At 74.0% G+C, this 14,625-nt stretch carries 13 protein-coding genes and 2 pseudogenes; 10 read left to right on the forward strand and 5 right to left on the reverse strand.

What is annotated here, in order from left to right:
* Positions 1-31 precede the first annotated feature (31 nt).
* Positions 32-235 (forward strand): cold-shock protein, encoded by a 204-nt coding sequence (locus OG753_RS38680; protein WP_030384970.1) that lies wholly within the window; start codon positions 32-34, stop codon positions 233-235.
* 162 nt (positions 236-397) lie between these two features.
* Here the strand turns inward: OG753_RS38680 and OG753_RS38685 are convergent, their stop codons facing one another.
* Complete coding sequence (locus tag OG753_RS38685; RefSeq protein WP_405792225.1) at positions 398-1,672, reverse strand: MFS transporter; 1,275 nt, start codon at positions 1,670-1,672, stop codon at positions 398-400.
* Positions 1,673-1,722: 50 nt separating this feature from the next.
* On the opposite strand from OG753_RS38685, the gene OG753_RS38690 reads away from it, so the two are divergent.
* A complete protein-coding gene (locus OG753_RS38690; protein WP_405792227.1) occupies positions 1,723-2,115 on the forward strand; it encodes a MerR family transcriptional regulator in 393 nt (130 codons plus the stop codon).
* Between the two features lie 86 nt (positions 2,116-2,201).
* Here OG753_RS38690 and OG753_RS38695 read toward each other — a convergent pair.
* Positions 2,202-2,372: pseudogene (locus tag OG753_RS38695) on the reverse strand (response regulator transcription factor); the annotation flags it as partial.
* Between the two features lie 46 nt (positions 2,373-2,418).
* Between OG753_RS38695 and OG753_RS38700 the strand changes: the two are divergent.
* Positions 2,419-3,435 (forward strand): sensor histidine kinase, encoded by a 1,017-nt coding sequence (locus OG753_RS38700; RefSeq protein WP_405792229.1) that lies wholly within the window; start codon positions 2,419-2,421, stop codon positions 3,433-3,435.
* 65 nt (positions 3,436-3,500) lie between these two features.
* A complete protein-coding gene (locus OG753_RS38705) occupies positions 3,501-4,205 on the forward strand; it encodes a ribonuclease H (RefSeq protein WP_327266441.1) in 705 nt (234 codons plus the stop codon).
* On the opposite strand, the gene OG753_RS38710 is transcribed toward OG753_RS38705, so the two are convergent.
* Positions 4,185-4,916, reverse strand: a complete 732-nt coding sequence (locus OG753_RS38710) for a beta-glucanase (RefSeq protein WP_327266442.1) — start codon at positions 4,914-4,916, stop codon at positions 4,185-4,187. The genes OG753_RS38705 and OG753_RS38710 overlap by 21 nt on opposite strands.
* A gap of 205 nt (positions 4,917-5,121) precedes the next feature.
* Here OG753_RS38710 and OG753_RS38715 point away from each other — a divergent pair, with 205 nt between their 5' ends.
* From OG753_RS38715 to OG753_RS38730, 4 genes are all read left to right on the forward strand, one after another.
* Positions 5,122-5,529 (forward strand): GNAT family N-acetyltransferase, encoded by a 408-nt coding sequence (locus OG753_RS38715; protein ID WP_327266443.1) that lies wholly within the window; start codon positions 5,122-5,124, stop codon positions 5,527-5,529.
* An 89-nt stretch (positions 5,530-5,618) separates the two neighbouring features.
* The gene (locus OG753_RS38720; RefSeq protein WP_327266444.1) at positions 5,619-6,479 is read left to right on the forward strand and encodes a hypothetical protein; all 861 of its coding nucleotides are present in this window, start codon (positions 5,619-5,621) and stop codon (positions 6,477-6,479) included.
* A complete protein-coding gene (locus tag OG753_RS38725) occupies positions 6,479-8,635 on the forward strand; it encodes a bifunctional serine/threonine-protein kinase/ABC transporter substrate-binding protein (protein ID WP_327266445.1) in 2,157 nt (718 codons plus the stop codon). Before OG753_RS38720 ends, OG753_RS38725 begins: the two co-directional genes overlap by 1 nt.
* Before the next feature lie 7 nt (positions 8,636-8,642).
* Positions 8,643-10,799 carry a bifunctional serine/threonine-protein kinase/ABC transporter substrate-binding protein gene (locus OG753_RS38730; RefSeq protein WP_405792232.1) on the forward strand — a complete coding sequence of 719 codons (2,157 nt, stop codon included), beginning with the start codon at positions 8,643-8,645 and terminating at the stop codon, positions 10,797-10,799.
* A gap of 31 nt (positions 10,800-10,830) precedes the next feature.
* On the opposite strand, the gene OG753_RS38735 is transcribed toward OG753_RS38730, so the two are convergent.
* Positions 10,831-11,451 (reverse strand): L-threonylcarbamoyladenylate synthase, encoded by a 621-nt coding sequence (locus tag OG753_RS38735; RefSeq protein WP_327266447.1) that lies wholly within the window; start codon positions 11,449-11,451, stop codon positions 10,831-10,833.
* Positions 11,452-11,611: 160 nt separating this feature from the next.
* Between OG753_RS38735 and OG753_RS38740 the strand changes: the two genes are divergently transcribed.
* Positions 11,612-13,156: a sensor histidine kinase gene (locus OG753_RS38740; protein ID WP_405792235.1), complete on the forward strand. Its 1,545-nt coding sequence runs from the start codon at positions 11,612-11,614 to the stop codon at positions 13,154-13,156.
* Positions 13,153-13,851 carry a response regulator transcription factor gene (locus tag OG753_RS38745; protein ID WP_327266449.1) on the forward strand — a complete coding sequence of 233 codons (699 nt, stop codon included), beginning with the start codon at positions 13,153-13,155 and terminating at the stop codon, positions 13,849-13,851. Before OG753_RS38740 ends, OG753_RS38745 begins: the two co-directional genes overlap by 4 nt.
* A 96-nt stretch (positions 13,852-13,947) precedes the next feature.
* Here the strand turns inward: OG753_RS38745 and OG753_RS38750 are convergent.
* Positions 13,948-14,538 (reverse strand): annotated as a pseudogene (locus OG753_RS38750) (phosphatase PAP2 family protein); the annotation flags it as partial.
* Between the last annotated feature and the right edge of the window lie 87 nt (positions 14,539-14,625).

Here is a 14,625-nt window from a genome sequence, read left to right on the forward strand (position 1 = left end):
GGAAGACGTACGTCAACGGGAAGGCATGAACATGGCTACGGGAACTGTGAAGTGGTTCAACTCGGAGAAGGGCTTCGGCTTCATCGCCCAGGACGGCGGCGGCCCGGACGTCTTCGCCCACTACTCGGCGATCAACGCCTCTGGCTACCGTGAGCTCCAGGAGGGTCAGGCCGTGACCTTCGACATCACGCAGGGCCAGAAGGGCCCGCAGGCGGAGAACATCACCCCCGCCTGATTGCCGGAAGCCGGCCCGGCCTGACCGCCGGGCTCCGGAGAACCGTTTCCCCACCCCTTCGCTGAACGGGCTGCGGAAAAGATCAGGGCCGTGCGGCCATGCCGCACGGCCCTGATCCGTTTCCGGGCAGCAGAGCGGGGCGAGGTGGCGTGCACGGCAGTGTCAACCGGACGAAGGGACCCTGACGCGCCGCTGCCCCCAGGCCCGGAACGCGGCCCCCACCACGGCGAGTACGACGGTCGCGCCCCCCGACGCGGCCAGCACCTGCCGGGGCCCGAGGAGCGCGATCAGCGGACCGCCGAGCGCGGTACCCACCGGCCCGGCGGTGAGGAGCGCGGCGCTGCGCGCGGCGAGGACCGTGGTCAGCCAGGCGGCCGGCGTGCGTTCCTGGAAGAGGGTGTAGGACAGCGCCGTGAACGGTCCGTAGATCAGGCCGCCGAAGGTGAAGCAGGCCAGGGTGACGGGTGCGGACGCGCCGAGGCCGAAGGGTACGAGCGCCAGCCCCCAGCCCGCGACGATCCCCAGGGTGACCGGCCACAGCGGGAAGCGCCGCAGGGCCCCCGCGGCCAGCCCGCCCAGCACCGCGCCCGCCCCGAACAGCGCCCAGTACAGTCCGAGCAGGCCCGCCCCCGCGTGCAGGTCGTCGGTGACGTGCAACGGGAGCGCGACCTCCGCCGGGCCGTAGAGGAAGTTGAAGAACCAGGTCAGGGCGAGGACACCGAGGAGCTCGGGCTGCTTGCGCAACAGCCGAAGCCCGGCCGCCGACCGGTCGGCCCCGTCCGCCGCGACCCCCTCCTGCGGCTCCTCCTTCTTCGCGGGCGCGCCCCTCAGCCGCCCGACCTGGACGGCGAGCACGGCGAACGACAGTGCGTCGAGGCCGATGAGCCAGGCGGGACTGATCACCGCCGCCAGGAACCCGGCGAGGGCGGGTCCGATGACGATGGACGCCGAGACGCTGGAACTGACCAGCGCGTTGGCGGCCAGCCGCTGGTCGGGGGGAAGGATCCCGGCGAGCAGCGAGTACTTCCCCGCGTTCCCCCAGGCGTGCAGTACGGACGAGCCCGCGAGCAGAGTCACGTACAGCACCGGGTGCAGCACCCCGGTGACCCAGGCCAGCGGTATGCAGCCGAGGAGGACCGCGCGGATCCGGCTGTCGGCCACCAGCAGGCGGCCGGCCGGAAGCCGGCGCAGCCACCGGCCGAAGAGCAGGGCCCCGGCGGCTCCCGGGAGCGCGTACGCGGCGAGCGCGGCTCCCAGGAGCATCCCGGACTGCCCCGGCGGCGCGATCTCGATGGCGAGCCACGCGACCGCGACCACGCTCATCCCGTCACCGAGATCGGAGGCCGCCAGTGCGGGCAGCAGCCGCCGGAAGTCGGCGTGCGCGAAGAGCGGCCGATAGGCCGGGGGGAGGAGGCGAGTTGTCCGTGCGGCAGTCACCGGGTCAGACTCGTGGTTCAAGCGCACTTGAGGTCAAGGGGGAGTGACGCGTGCGACAGCTCGGTATCGGTGAGCTCGCCCGGCAGGTCGGGATGAGACCCTCCGCCCTGCGCTACTACGAGAGTGTCGGCCTGCTGCCGGCCGCCGAACGGGCCGCCGGCCGGCGCGTGTACCCGGTCGGCACCGTACGGCGGATCGCGCTGATCAAGATGGCCCAGCGGGCCGGATTCACCCTCGCCGAGATCCGCGATCTGCTCGACGGCGACGCGGAGCGCGGCGCCACCCGGCAGTGGCGCGCCCTCGCCGAGAACAAGCTTCCCGAACTGGACCGGTTCATCGCGCAGACGCAGATCCTGCGCGACGCCGTCGCCGACTGCCTGGCCTGCGGGTGCATGAACTTCGAGAAGTGCCAACTGCTCGCCGCCGAGGGGCCCGGTTCCTGACCCGCGAGCCCACGGGCCCGCTGGACAGCCCTGCTGAACAACCGCGCTGAACGGCCCGGCTGAACGGCCCGGCTGAACGGTCCGGCTCAGCGGCCGCTTTCCGCGGCCCGCCCGGCCAGCCCCGCCTCGTGCGCGGCGATCGCGGCCTCCACCCGGTTGCGTACGCCGAGCTTCCCCAGGATCGCGCTGACGTGTGCCTTCACCGTGCCCTCGACCAGCCCCAGCCGAGCGGCGATCTCGGCATTGGACAGCCCGGCCGCCGAGCAGGCCCGGCTGCGGGAGCGCACCCGGATCGCCGCCGACATGCACGACTTCCTCGGCCATGAACTGAGCCTCATCGCCCTGCGCGCCGGCGCCCTGGAACTCTCGCCCACCCTGACGGGCCAGGATCGGGAGGACCTGGCCGTTCTGCGCGCGGCCGTCTCCGACGCCGTCGGACACCTGCGCGACACCATCGGCGTCCTGCGCGACGGCTCCGAGGGCGAGGCGCCGACCGCCTCGCCCGTGGAAACGGTGGAAGAACTCGTCGCCCGGACACGGGAGTCCGGGGTCACGGGGCACCTCGGGCGGGAAGGAAGTTCCCGGGCCCTCCCGCCCCTGGTCGACCGCAGCGCGTACCGCGTCGTCCAGGAGTCGTTGACCAACGCCATCAAGCACGCACCCGGCAGCACCGTCCGCGTACGCATCACCCACCAGGACGACCGGACCGACATACGGGTGACCAACTCGGCCCCGACGCCCACCGCTGCGCCCGTCGCCCCCGGCCGGGCCGCCGGCCGCACCTCGGGCCATCGCGGGCTGACCGGTCTGCGCGAACGCGTCCGGCTCATCGGCGGAACACTGCACGCCGCACCCCGCGAAGGCGGCTTCGAGGTCCGCGCCACCCTGCCCGACCAGGTGGGCCCGGAGCGCCCGCGCACCGCCGAGGGGCCCCGGGAGGAGACCGGTTCGGAATCGGCCCGTCGGCTCGTCGCCGCCCGGCGCAGTGCCCGGCTGCGCTTCGTCGCCGCCTTCGCCGCCTTCGCTGCCTTCGCCGCCCCGGTCGCCTTCGCGCTGCCGGCGCTCGCCTGCGGCGCGTACCTGGCCCACCAGCTGACCAGCTGCGTCCTGGGGCCCGTGGACTTCGCCGCGCTGCGCCCCGGCCAGGACCGTTCCGAGGTGGCGCCCCGCCTCCCGGAGCGGCAGTTCCGGTACGTCCCGGACGCCGTTCGGGCGCGGCCCGCACCCCCCCCGACACCGTGTGCGAGTACTACCGCTCGAACGGCAACCTGCTGGAACAGGTCGACGTGTACAGGCTCTGCTACAGGGGCTCCCTCCTGACGGCCAAGGACGTGCTGCAGGGCTGAGCGATCGGCGGACCCCGGAGGATGAGGCATGATCGGGGGATGTCTGATCGCATCATTGCCGCCTGTGACGGAGCGGCCAAGGGAAACCCCGGGCCGGCCGGCTGGGGCTGGGTCATCGCCGACTCCCAGGGACGTCCGGAGCGTTGGGAGGCCGGTCCGCTGGGGCGGTCCACCAACAACATCGGGGAACTGACCGCGCTCCAGCGGCTGCTGGAGGCGGTGGACCCGGGCACGCCGGTCGAGGTGCGGATGGATTCCCAGTACGCGATGAAGGCCGTGACCCAGTGGTTGCCGGGCTGGAAGCGCAACGGGTGGAAGACCGCCTCCGGCCAGCCGGTCGCCAACCGGGAACTGGTCGAGGCCATCGACCGGCTGCTGGCCGGTCGCGACGTGACCTTCCAGTACGTCCCGGCCCACCGCGAGGACGGCGACCACCTGAACGCGATCGCCGACCAGGCCGCCAGCGACGCGGCCGTGGCGCAGGCGGCCGCCGGTACGGCGCTCGGGAACCCGGACATGCCGGTACCGGCTCCGGCCTCGGCCTCGCCCGCGCGCCGCAAGTCCGCCGCGCCGAAGAAGCGTGCGTCCGCGGGCACCACGGCCGGCGGATCCCGGGCCATCAAGGCGAAGTTCCCCGGCAGCTGCCCCTGCGGGAAGCCCTACGCCGCCGGGGACATGATCGCCAAGAACGGCAGCCGCTGGGGCCACCAGGCCTGCGCCTCCCTAGGGTCGGTGGACGCGTAGGTACGCCACGTCGTAGGACATCTCCGACACACCCTGCTCGGGCGCCGGGTGGTAGCGGCCGGCACACACCGACAGGTTGACGATGAGGTACGCCCGCCAGGTGCGCCCGACCCCCCGGCGGTCGGCGAAGACGCGGGTGCCGTTGACCCACCACACGACGGAACGGCTCCCGAATTCGACCTTCAGGTCCACCCAGCCGCCGGGGGTGATGGAGGCGTCCCGGTGGTAGCGGGAGCCGCCCTTGACGTGGTTGGAGAGTTCGAGCAGGTCGGGGTTGTCGGGGTGGTACTCGAAGATGTCGATCTCGTTGCCGCCGTCGCGCCAGGTCCAGATCGCGGGCCAGGCCCCGATCTCGCGGGGCAGGCGCACCCGGGACTCCAGGATGTCGCCGACCCGCACCATGAAGCCCTCGTCACTGCCCTCGGTGGTGAGCAGTCCGGCGTTCCACTTGCCGTCCGGGCGGCGGGTGGCCCGGAACGTGCCGGTGCGGCTGTAGGAGGAGTCCGCGACCAGGTGGTCGAGCTTGTTGTCACCGGGGTTGGTGGGGCCGCCGTTCGGATACGCCCAGGACCGGCCGGCGACCCACTGGGTGGCGGACCTGAAGTCCGCGGTGAAGACCGGGGCCCGGACCGCGGTCGGGGCGTCGTCGTCGTGTGTGCCGGTGGAACGTCCGGTGAGCCGTCGGAGCCGAGCGAGAACCTGAGTGAGCACGAGTGCTCCTTCCCCATGAATGGACGCCCCTGCAGCATGCCCGGCTGCGATGCGCTACATACCGGTGGACCGGTTTGTCTTTCGCCTTCTCTGTAATGTAATAATCAATAGACGGCTGGGACTATTACGCGTGAAGGTGTTCCCCGTGGGGACCGCCCAGGTCCGGGATTCCGACTCGAAGAACTGAGCGAGGAGTTGCACCAGTATGTGGAAGTGTGAACGAGTCATCGGCGCCGACCTGGACGTCGAGGAGGTCATCGGCGTCTACCGTGCGTCCACCCTCGCCGAGCGCCGCCCCGTCGCCGATGGGGAACGGTTCGCCCGGATGCTGGCCGGAGCCAATCTCGTCGTCGTCGCCCGGACCGAGGACGACCGCCTCATCGGCATCGCCCGTTCCATCACCGACGGCGCCTACTCCACCTACGTCGGAGATCTCGCCGTCGACGTCGCGTACCAGGGGAAGGGCGTGGGCCGCGACCTCATCCGCGTCACGCGGGAAGCGGCGCCCGAGGCCAAGCTGGTCCTGCTCGCCGCACCGGCCGCCGTCGACTACTACCCGCACGTCGGCTTCACCCGCCACGAATCCGCCTGGACGCTGGACCGCCTGCAGTAGGCCGGTGCGTCGGCGCTCGCTTCGAGGGCGCCAACGCACCTTTTCCGTATGCCGGTTGCGCGCGACCACGGCGCGGTAGCATCCGTGCCGTGGGGGGACTTGTAGGACACAACAGAGGGAGCACCGTCCTGCGCGCCTGCGGCTGCGCGGTGGCGGGTTTGTTCCTCATCGCCGGTTGCGCGGACGACGGGACGCCGAAGGGCGGTGCGGCGAGCCGCACCCCCGCCATGTCGGGCACGCCCTCGGGCACCGGAGGCTCCGGTGCGGGCACCCCGGCTCCGACGGGAAGTCCAGCGGCCCCGCTGGTGCCCGAGCTCGACGAGTCCAAGCAGCCGAAGACGGCCGCCGAGGCGCGCGACCTGCTCGGCCGCATCATGATCGCCGAGCAGGCCCTCGGACCCGAGGTCGTGCGCAGCACCCCGTTCGAGAGCGATCCCGGCCGCTGGCCCGTGCTCGACGAGGGCTGCGTCTGGCAGATCGCGGGCCTGCCGGCCGACGTACTCGCCACGAGGACTCGCTCCTTCCACATTCCGGCCAAGGACGGCCGGGGCCGGGTGCGGTTCAACGCCACGGTCACCGTCCACCACAACCGCGAGGAATCCGGCTGGGAGACCGCCCGCGCCATGGAAGAGGTGCTGCGGTGCCCGGACCAGAAGCTGCGTGAGGGCGAGGACCTCAAGAAGCTGTGGGGCGGCGTCCTCTACCTCGGCGAGCAGATGAACGGCTGGACCGAGGACGCCTTCACCGAATCCGGCACGTACGTCAGCGCGCAGGACGGCGGGCCCTATTACTACACCTGGTCACAGGCCCAGTTCGGGCCCGTCACCGTGGCCATCGCCGCCAGGGGCGCGGCGGGCTACACCGACGAGGACGTGAGCGCCTTCGTGGTCCAGGGCACCAGCCGGCTGATGCTGCAGGCCAAGCAGGAGCTCGGAAAGGCGGCGGGCTGATGGAACCGCTCCATCCCTCGGACCCCTCCCGGATCGGCGGGCACCGGCTCCTCGGACGCCTCGGCGCGGGCGGCATGGGTGTCGTCTACCTGGGCCGCACCGAGGACGGCGCGCTCGCCGCCGTCAAGGTGATCCGCGCGGAGTACGCCGAAGAGAGCGACTTCCGGGCCCGCTTCCGCCGCGAGGCCGAGATCGCGGCCGAGGTGGACAGCCCGTGGGCCGTGCGGATCACCGGCGCCGACCCGGACGCGCCCGAACCGTGGCTCGCCACCTCCTTCGTCGCCGGACCCTCGCTCGCCGAGGCCGTCGCCGCCCACGGCCCGCTCCCGCTGCGCGCCGTACGGATCCTCGGCAAGGCCATGGCCAAGGCCCTCGGGGTGATGCACGAGCAGGGCCTCGTACACCGCGACGTCAAACCCGCGAACGTCCTGCTCGGCATGGACCGGCCCCGGCTCATCGACTTCGGGATCGCCCGCGGCGGCGAGCACACCGCCCTGACCTCCGCAGGCGCCGTGCTCGGCACCCCCGGCTTCCTCCCGCCCGAGCAGGCCGAGGGCCGCCCCGCCGAACCGGCCGGCGACGTCTTCTCGCTCGGCTGCCTCCTCGCGTACGCCGCCACCGGCCGGCTGCCCTTCGGATCCGGCACCGTGGACGCGGTGCTGTACCGAACGGTCCACGACGAGCCGGACCTGGGCCCGCAGATCCTCGCCGACCCCGAACTCGCCGCACTGCTGCGGACCTGCGTCGACAAACATCCCGACACCCGCCCCACCGCGGCCGAGGTGGACGCGGCACTGACCGAGGACACCCCGGGGGAGGGCACCGACTGGCTGCCCGACCCGGTCGTCGCCACCATCGCCGAGCGGGCCGCCGCGCTGCTCGCCCTCCCGGGCATCGACGAGACCGTCGCCGACCCGGACGCCGCCCCGGCGCCCGGTACCACGGCGCCCTCCCGCAGGCGGTTCCTCGCCCTCGCGTCCGGCGGCGCCGTGCTCGCGGCCGGAGGCGGCCTCGCCGGCTGGCTGGCGCTGCGCGACCGGGACAAGCCCGGGGGCCGGGCCGCCGACGCCCCGCGGCAGTGGGTCATCGGTGTGCAGGCCGACCTCTCCGGCCCGCAGAAGGCGGCCGGGCAGGCCCAGGAACGCGGCGTGCGCCTCGCCGTCGACGCCTTCAACGCCCGCAAGGACAAACCCTTCACGCTCTCGGTCGCCACTGCCGACGACGCCGGCAGGGCCGACCGATCGGCGGCCGCCGCCACCAAACTCATCGCCGACCGCGACCTGTTCGCGGTGATCGGCCCCACCGGCAACGAGTCCGTGATCCCCTGCCTCGAACTGTACGGCGAGGCCTCCGTACCCCTGGTGACCGTCTCCGCCCTCGCGACCACCTTCAGCATCACCAACCGGCGCAGCTTCTTCCAGAGCTGCCCGATGTCCTCGGCCCAGGCCGCCATGGTCAACCTGCAGCTCGCCGGAAGGCAGGGCGTCCGCAGGCTGGGCATCCTCAGCGACCGCGGCGGCGACACGGACACCTGGCAGGCCGCCCAGCTGGTGGCCCGCACCATTACCTATTTCGCGCCCGAGGCCACCTACTACGGGCGGGTCGTCCCGCGCGGAGTGCAGGACCTGGCACCGGTGGTCACCGACATGCTCGCGCACGGGGTCGACGGCCTCTTCTACACCGGCACCCCGGCCGGCGGGGCCAAGGTCGCAGGGTTGCTGGCCGCCGCCGGTTTCAAGGGACCCCGGGCGGCGGACTACACCATCGCCGGCCCCGAGTTCCTCGCCGCGGCCGGCGCGACGGCCGAGGGCTGGCAGTTCTTCACTCCGTACACGGGCCCGGAGGCCCCCGAGGTCGCGGAGATGACCCGGGCGCACCGGGCGGCCTACGGCTCCGCCCCCGGCATCTGGACCGCGGAGGCCTTCGACGCCACCCGCCTGGTCATCGACCGGCTGGTCACCACCGCGGCGGGCGGAGCGCGCCCGTCCCGCGACGGCCTGCTGACCGCACTCACCCAGGGCACCTTCCGCGGCCTGACCAAGGAGTACGCCTTCGACGACCGCCGTCAGGTCAAGGGCAACGTCTACTTCGTGCACAAGGTGGAGGGCGGCCTGATGCGATACATCGGCCCGGCCAACCAGCCCGTGGCGGGGTAGCCCCCGGATGCGCCCGCTCACCCCGGCCGATCCGGCCGTGATCGGCGGCAACCGGCTGCTCGGGCGCCTCGGTTCGGGCGGCATGGGCACCGTGTACCTGGCCCGCTCCGCCACCGGCAACCTGGTCGCGGTCAAGGTCATCCGCGCCGACCACGCCGCGAACCCGGACTTCCGCGCGCGCTTCCGGCGCGAGGTGGAGGCGGCCGGGCAGCTGACCGGGCGCTGGGTGGTCCCGGTCGTGGCCGCCGACCCGCAGGCGCGCGAGCCCTGGCTGGCCACCCCCTTCGTCCCCGGGCCGTCCCTGGCCGAGGCGGTGGGAGGGTACGGTCCGCTGCCCGCACGGGCGGTACGGATCCTGGGCGCGCGGCTCGCCGAGGCGCTGGCGCAGGTGCACGCCGCCGGGCTGGTCCACCGCGACGTCAAACCGGGCAACATCCTGCTCGCCCCGGACGGGCCCCGCCTGATCGACTTCGGGATCGCCCGGGCCGAAGGCGCGGTCACGCTGACCGCCGCGGACGCCGTCCTCGGCACCCCGGGCTACCTGGCTCCGGAACAGGCCCGGGCGGACGGGGTCGCGGCGGGCGCACCGAGCGACGTCTTCTCGCTCGGCTGCGTGCTGGCGTACGCGGCGAGCGGCCACGGACCCTTCGGCGGTGGGCACGCGGCCGCCGTGGTCTACCGCACGGTCCACGACGAGCCCGAACTCTCCCAGCTCCCGCATGAGTTGCTGGACACGGTGCTGGCCTGCCTGGCGAAGGACCCGGGTGCCCGGCCGACCCCGGGAGAGCTGCGCGCCGTACTCGGCGACGGCCTCCCCGGCGGCGCGGACGCCGAGGACTGGCTGCCGGCCCCGCTGCCCCGCCTCATCGCCGAACGCTCCACCAGAGCCCTGGACCTGCCCGCCCCGGAGCCGACCCGGATCGACGCGCCGGAGGTGACCGTACGGGGCCTCACGCGCCGGCGGCTGCTCGCGGCCGGCGCGGGCCTGGCCGTCGTCGGCGGGCCGGTCGTCTGGTTCACCACCCGCGGGCGGGCGCGCGGCACGACCGGGCCCCCGGCCCGCGACCTCGCCACCCTCACCCTCGGGCTGCAGGCCGACCTGACCGGTCCCGGCAAGGAGAGCGGACTGGCGCACGAGCGCGGGATGAAGCTGGCGGTGGAGCGGCACAACGCCCGGCCGGACGCCGCGTTCCGGCTGGCCCTGCGCGTCGCCGACGACGGCGGGGACGCCACGCGCGCCGCGCAGGTGGTCAAGGAGCTGGCCGCCGACCCCGCGGTGGTCGCACTCGTCGGCCCCACCTGGGACGCGGCAGTGCCCGAGCTGGCCACCGCCTGCAACACGGCCGATCTCGCCCTGCTGCTCGTGTCCGCGGACAGTGCGGAGACCGCCACCTCCCTGCCGGACTGGCGCACGATGGTCGCCACCCGCCCGGCCGGCGACCAGCTGGCCCTCCCGGTGATCGACTACTTCACCCGCGTCCGTCCCGTCCGCCGCACGGGCCTGGTGGAGGACGTCGAGGGCGGCGAGCCCGCCCATCCGCTCGTCCGGACCCTGCAGCAGTCCCCGCCGTCGAAGGGCACGGTCAGCGTCCACCGGATCCCGGCGGGCAGTTCCGACTTCGCCGGCGCCGTACGCGCGCTGACCGAGGCCGGGGCCGAGGCCGTCGTCTACGCGGGCACCTCACCGCAGCGCGCGGGCCGGATGGCCCGCGCCCTGACCGAGGGCGGATTCCAGGGCCGGCGGATGGGGATCCACCACGCCATGGAACCGGCCTTCCTCACGACCGCCGGTCAGGCCGCCGAGGGCTGGCTGTTCAGCGCCCTGTTCACCGACCCGCAGGCCGTTCCCGCCGCCGCCGGGTTCGTCGCCGCCCACCGCGCCGCGTACGGGCAGCCGCCCGCCCGCTGGGCCACCGAGGCGTACGACGCCGTGGGCCTGGTGGCCGATGCCCTGACCGGCCTCGGGGAGGACGGGCGGGGCCGGGCGGGCCTGACCCGCCGGATCTTCCGGACGGCGCACCAGGGCCTGGCCAAGCCGCTGTCCTTCGACACCAACACCCATGTGCTGAAGAGAGAGGGCAACGCCTACCTCTACCAGGTCGAATCCGGCGCGTACCGGTACCTGGGCCGCTACCCGGACGTGAAGCCGTCGGCCGCGCCGTGACCGGCCCCCGTGGTGACCGGCCGCGACGTGACTACTCGAACCGAGAGGTGTCACCGGCCCCGCGGCGCACGATCTCGACATCGCCGCCGGAGAAGTCGATGACGGTGGTCGGCTCGGTGCCGCAGTCACCCGAGTCCAGCACGGCGTCCACCTCGTGGTCGAGCCGCTCCTTGATCTCCCAGCCCTGAGTCATCGGCTCGGCCTCGTCGGGCAGCAGCAGGGTGCTGGAGAGCAGCGGTTCGCCGAGCTCCGCGAGCAGGGCCTGGGTGACGACATGGTCGGGAATCCGGACACCGACCGTCTTCTTCTTCGGGTGCAGCAGCTGGCGCGGCACCTCCGACGTCGCGGGGAGGATGAAGGTGTAACTGCCGGGGGTCGCCGCCTTGATGGCCCGGAACACGTCGTTGTCGATCTGGACGAACTGACCCAGCTGCGCGAAGTTCTGGCACACCAGAGTGAAGTGGTGCCGGTCGTCCAGGCGCCGGATCGACCGGATCCGGCTGATGCCGTCACGGTTGCCCAGCTGGCAGCCCAGCGCGAAGCAGGAGTCCGTCGGGTATGCGACGAGCTTCCCGGAGCGGATCATGTCGACCACGTTGTCGATGGTGCGCCGCTGGGGATTCTCAGGATGAACGTCGAAGTATTTCGCCATCCGCCGAGCGTACGCGGTCGAACCCCCGCCGCCGGTACGCCCGAGCCACCCCACCGGGCCCGCCGGGGCCTGCGGGTCAACGCCTTCGCCCCGGCGTTCGACCCCGGCGGGCGACCCCGGCGGCCGACCCGGGGCCGGGAGGTTCCGTAGGGTCGGGTAGGTGAGATCAGTGATCATCAAGGCCCGGATACCGGAACCGGTCGTGTCCGCGGGGCTGTTCATCGGAGCGGTCGGTACCGTCGGTGCGAGCGTGACCGGCGCGTGGTGGGGGACACCCGCGGCGGTCTGCGCGTTCCTCGCCGGCCGCCGGCCGGGGCGGGGCCGGAGCGCGGCCGTGGCCCTGGGCGTCGTGATCGCGGCCGCCGTGCCGGCCGTTGTCCTGCTGCCCCAGTGGCTCCCGTGGGCGAGCCGGTTCGTGCTGACGCTGCTCGTGGCCGCGATGCTCCCGTGGTTCGCGGGCCGCTTCCTGCGCCAGTACCGGGAGCTAGTGCGCGCCGGACGGGAGCAGGCCGCGCGGCTGGAGCGGGAACAGCGGCTGCTCGCCGAACAGGCCCGGCTGCGCGAACGGACCAGGATCGCGCAGGACATGCACGACCTCCTCGGCCACGAACTCAGCCTCATCGCCCTGTCCGCGGGGGCGCTGAAACTGGCCCCCGGCCTCCCCGAGGCCCACCGCGCCGCCGCCCACGACATCCGCACCAGGGCGGGGGCCGCCGTGGACCGGCTCGGCGAGGTGATCGGCCTCCTGCGCGAGCCGTCGGACAGGGCGCCGGGGCCCGCGCCCGCGTCCGGGCCGGGCGCGGCCCCCGGGATCGCGGGGATCGCGGGCCTGGTGGACCGGGCGGCCTCGGCCGGGCTCGACGTCCGGCTGCGCGTGATGGGCGAGCCGGCGGCCGCCGAGCCGCCACGCGCCGTCGACGGCGCCGTGCACCGTGTTGTTCAGGAGGCCCTGACGAACGTGGCCAAGCACGCGCCAGGGCACCGGGCCACCGTCGTCGTCCGGCACGCACCGGAGCGGACCGAGGTCACCGTCACGGACGAGCCCGTCCGCACACTGTCCCCTGCCCGGGTCCCGCTGCCCCCTGCCCGTGTCCCGGTGCCGGTGCCGGCGGTCCCGGAGGCGAACGGGCCGGAGGATGATCCGCCCTCCGGAGCATCCCGCCTCGGGCTCATCGGCCTGGACGAACGGGTCCGGCTGGCCGGCGGCTCCCTCGCCGCAGGCCCCGAGGGCGACGGCTTCGCCGTCCGCGCCGTGCTGCTGCACCGGCCCGGCGCAGCCCCGCCGCGCCCCTCAGGCCCGGCCCGGCCGGCCGACGCGATGCCGCCGGAGCACCGGAGCGCCCGCCGCCGGCTGCGCCGGACCGCCGTCGCAGCCGTGCTCGTGCCGTTGTGCACCGCGTCCCTGCTCATCCTCGGGGTACGGGCATGGGACACCGCCGCCGCACGGCATTCCGTGCTCGCACCGCAGGACTACGCCCGGCTGCGCCCCGGGCAGCCCCGCACCGAGGTGGCCCCGTACCTGCCGGACCGGCAGACCCACCGCCGGCCGGCCGCCTCCACACCCGAACCGCCCGATGGCGCCTGCGAGTTCTACGTACAGACCGCCGACCCCTTCGACGACCGCTCGGGGGACATCTACCGCCTCTGCTTCCGGTCCGGCCGGCTGGTCTCCACCGACACCTTCACCGGGAGGGAAGTCAGATGATCCGAATCCTGATCGCCGACGACGAGCCGATGATCCGCGCGGGAGTCCGCGCCGTCCTCGCCACCGATCCCGGCATCACGGTCGTCGCCGAGGCCGCCGACGGCCACGAGGCGGTGCGGCTCGTGCAGAGCCACCGCCCGGACGTGGCCGTCCTGGACATCCGGATGCCGGGCACGGACGGTATCGAAGCGGCCGCCGAGATCCGGAGGACCGTACCCGGGACGGGAGTCGTGATGCTGACGACCTTCGGCGAGGACGAGTACATTCTGCGCGCGCTCGGCGAGGGAGCCACCGGCTTCCTGATCAAGTCCGGCGAGCCGGAGGAACTGGCGGCCGGTGTCCGGGCGGTCGCCGACGGAGCCGCCTACCTGTCACCGAAGGTCGCGGCCCGGGTCGTCGCCCACCTCGCCGCCGACGGGGCGGGCGCCCGGGCCGGCCGCCGCTCCGCGGCCCGCGCCCGGGTCGACGCGCTGACCGGACGGGAACGGGACGTGCTCGGCCTCCTCGGCGGCGGGCTCTCGAACGGGCAGATCGCGCGCCGGCTGCAGCTGGCCGAGGGGACGGTGAAGGGCCACGTCAGCTCGATCCTCGCCCGCCTCGGCGTCGACAACCGGGCCGCGGCGGCGGTGGTCGCGCACGAGGCCGGAGCGGTCCCGGCGCAGCCCGGGAGCCGGACGGCGCCCGAGGAGCGCTGACGCCGCGCGTGCGGCGGCGGGCAGGAGCACGAGCCGTACACTCACCACGGTGCTCGCGCCCAGCGCCGCACCCGCGAGGACGTCGTGCGGATAGTGCACGCCGACCAGCACCCGCAGCAGGGCGGCGGCCGCGGCCACCAGCAGGGCCAGGGCCGCGAGCCGGGGCCGGGGCCGTACGAGGGTCAGACCGACCGCCAGCGCGACGGCGAGCGTGGCGTGGTTGCTCGGGAATGACCAGTCGCCCACCGCGGGGCACGCCGCAACGGCCCGGGCCCCGGCCACCGCCCGGCACGGCCGTTCCTCGTCGACCAGGAGTTTCAGCGCCTTGCTGAGCCCGTAGGAGACCACGGTCCCGACGGCCGCCACGGCCACGCCGGCCAGACCCGTCAGGTCACGGCGCCGCAGGGCGCTCCCGCCCGCCCAGAGCAGCAGCAGGCCCAGGAGCAGCAGGGTTCCCTCACTCGCGATCTCCAGCACCTGCCCGGCCCACCTCGGCCAGTCGTCCGTCACGCCCCGGGAGAGCACGCGGTAGGCCGTGGCCGAGGCGCCCTCCGTGACGTGCACCGGCTCGTTCGTGCCCAGCGCACCGCCGGGCGCCGCCCAGGCGACGGCCGCGGTGCCCGTGCCGGCCGCCGCAGCGGCCAGTGCGGTCCGCGGGCCCCATCCGTATCGGGTGTTCGATTCCATGGGGTCCGACCGTAGGAAACGCGGAGCCCCGCACGCCCCGGCCGAACGACCGCCCGGGGCCCCGACGAACGGCGGGGTTGCGGTGTC

The organism is Streptomyces sp. NBC_00029 (genome assembly GCF_045160505.1).
In the GTDB taxonomy this organism is placed as follows: Bacteria; Actinomycetota; Actinomycetes; order Streptomycetales; family Streptomycetaceae; genus Streptomyces.

Bases quoted from the DNA above. Each gene is read 5' to 3' on its own strand.
- OG753_RS38680 (WP_030384970.1), top strand. From the start codon at position 32: ATGGCTACGGGAACTGTGAAGTGGTTCAACTCGGAGAAGGGCTTCGGC.
- OG753_RS38700 (WP_405792229.1), top strand. From the start codon at position 2,419: ATGCACGACTTCCTCGGCCATGAACTGAGCCTCATCGCCCTGCGCGCC.
- OG753_RS38715 (WP_327266443.1), top strand. From the start codon at position 5,122: ATGTGGAAGTGTGAACGAGTCATCGGCGCCGACCTGGACGTCGAGGAG.
- OG753_RS38730 (WP_405792232.1), top strand. From the start codon at position 8,643: ATGCGCCCGCTCACCCCGGCCGATCCGGCCGTGATCGGCGGCAACCGG.
- OG753_RS38735 (WP_327266447.1), bottom strand. From the start codon at position 11,451: ATGGCGAAATACTTCGACGTTCATCCTGAGAATCCCCAGCGGCGCACC.
- OG753_RS38745 (WP_327266449.1), top strand. From the start codon at position 13,153: ATGATCCGAATCCTGATCGCCGACGACGAGCCGATGATCCGCGCGGGA.
- OG753_RS38705 (WP_327266441.1), top strand. From the start codon at position 3,501: ATGTCTGATCGCATCATTGCCGCCTGTGACGGAGCGGCCAAGGGAAAC.
- OG753_RS38725 (WP_327266445.1), top strand. From the start codon at position 6,479: ATGGAACCGCTCCATCCCTCGGACCCCTCCCGGATCGGCGGGCACCGG.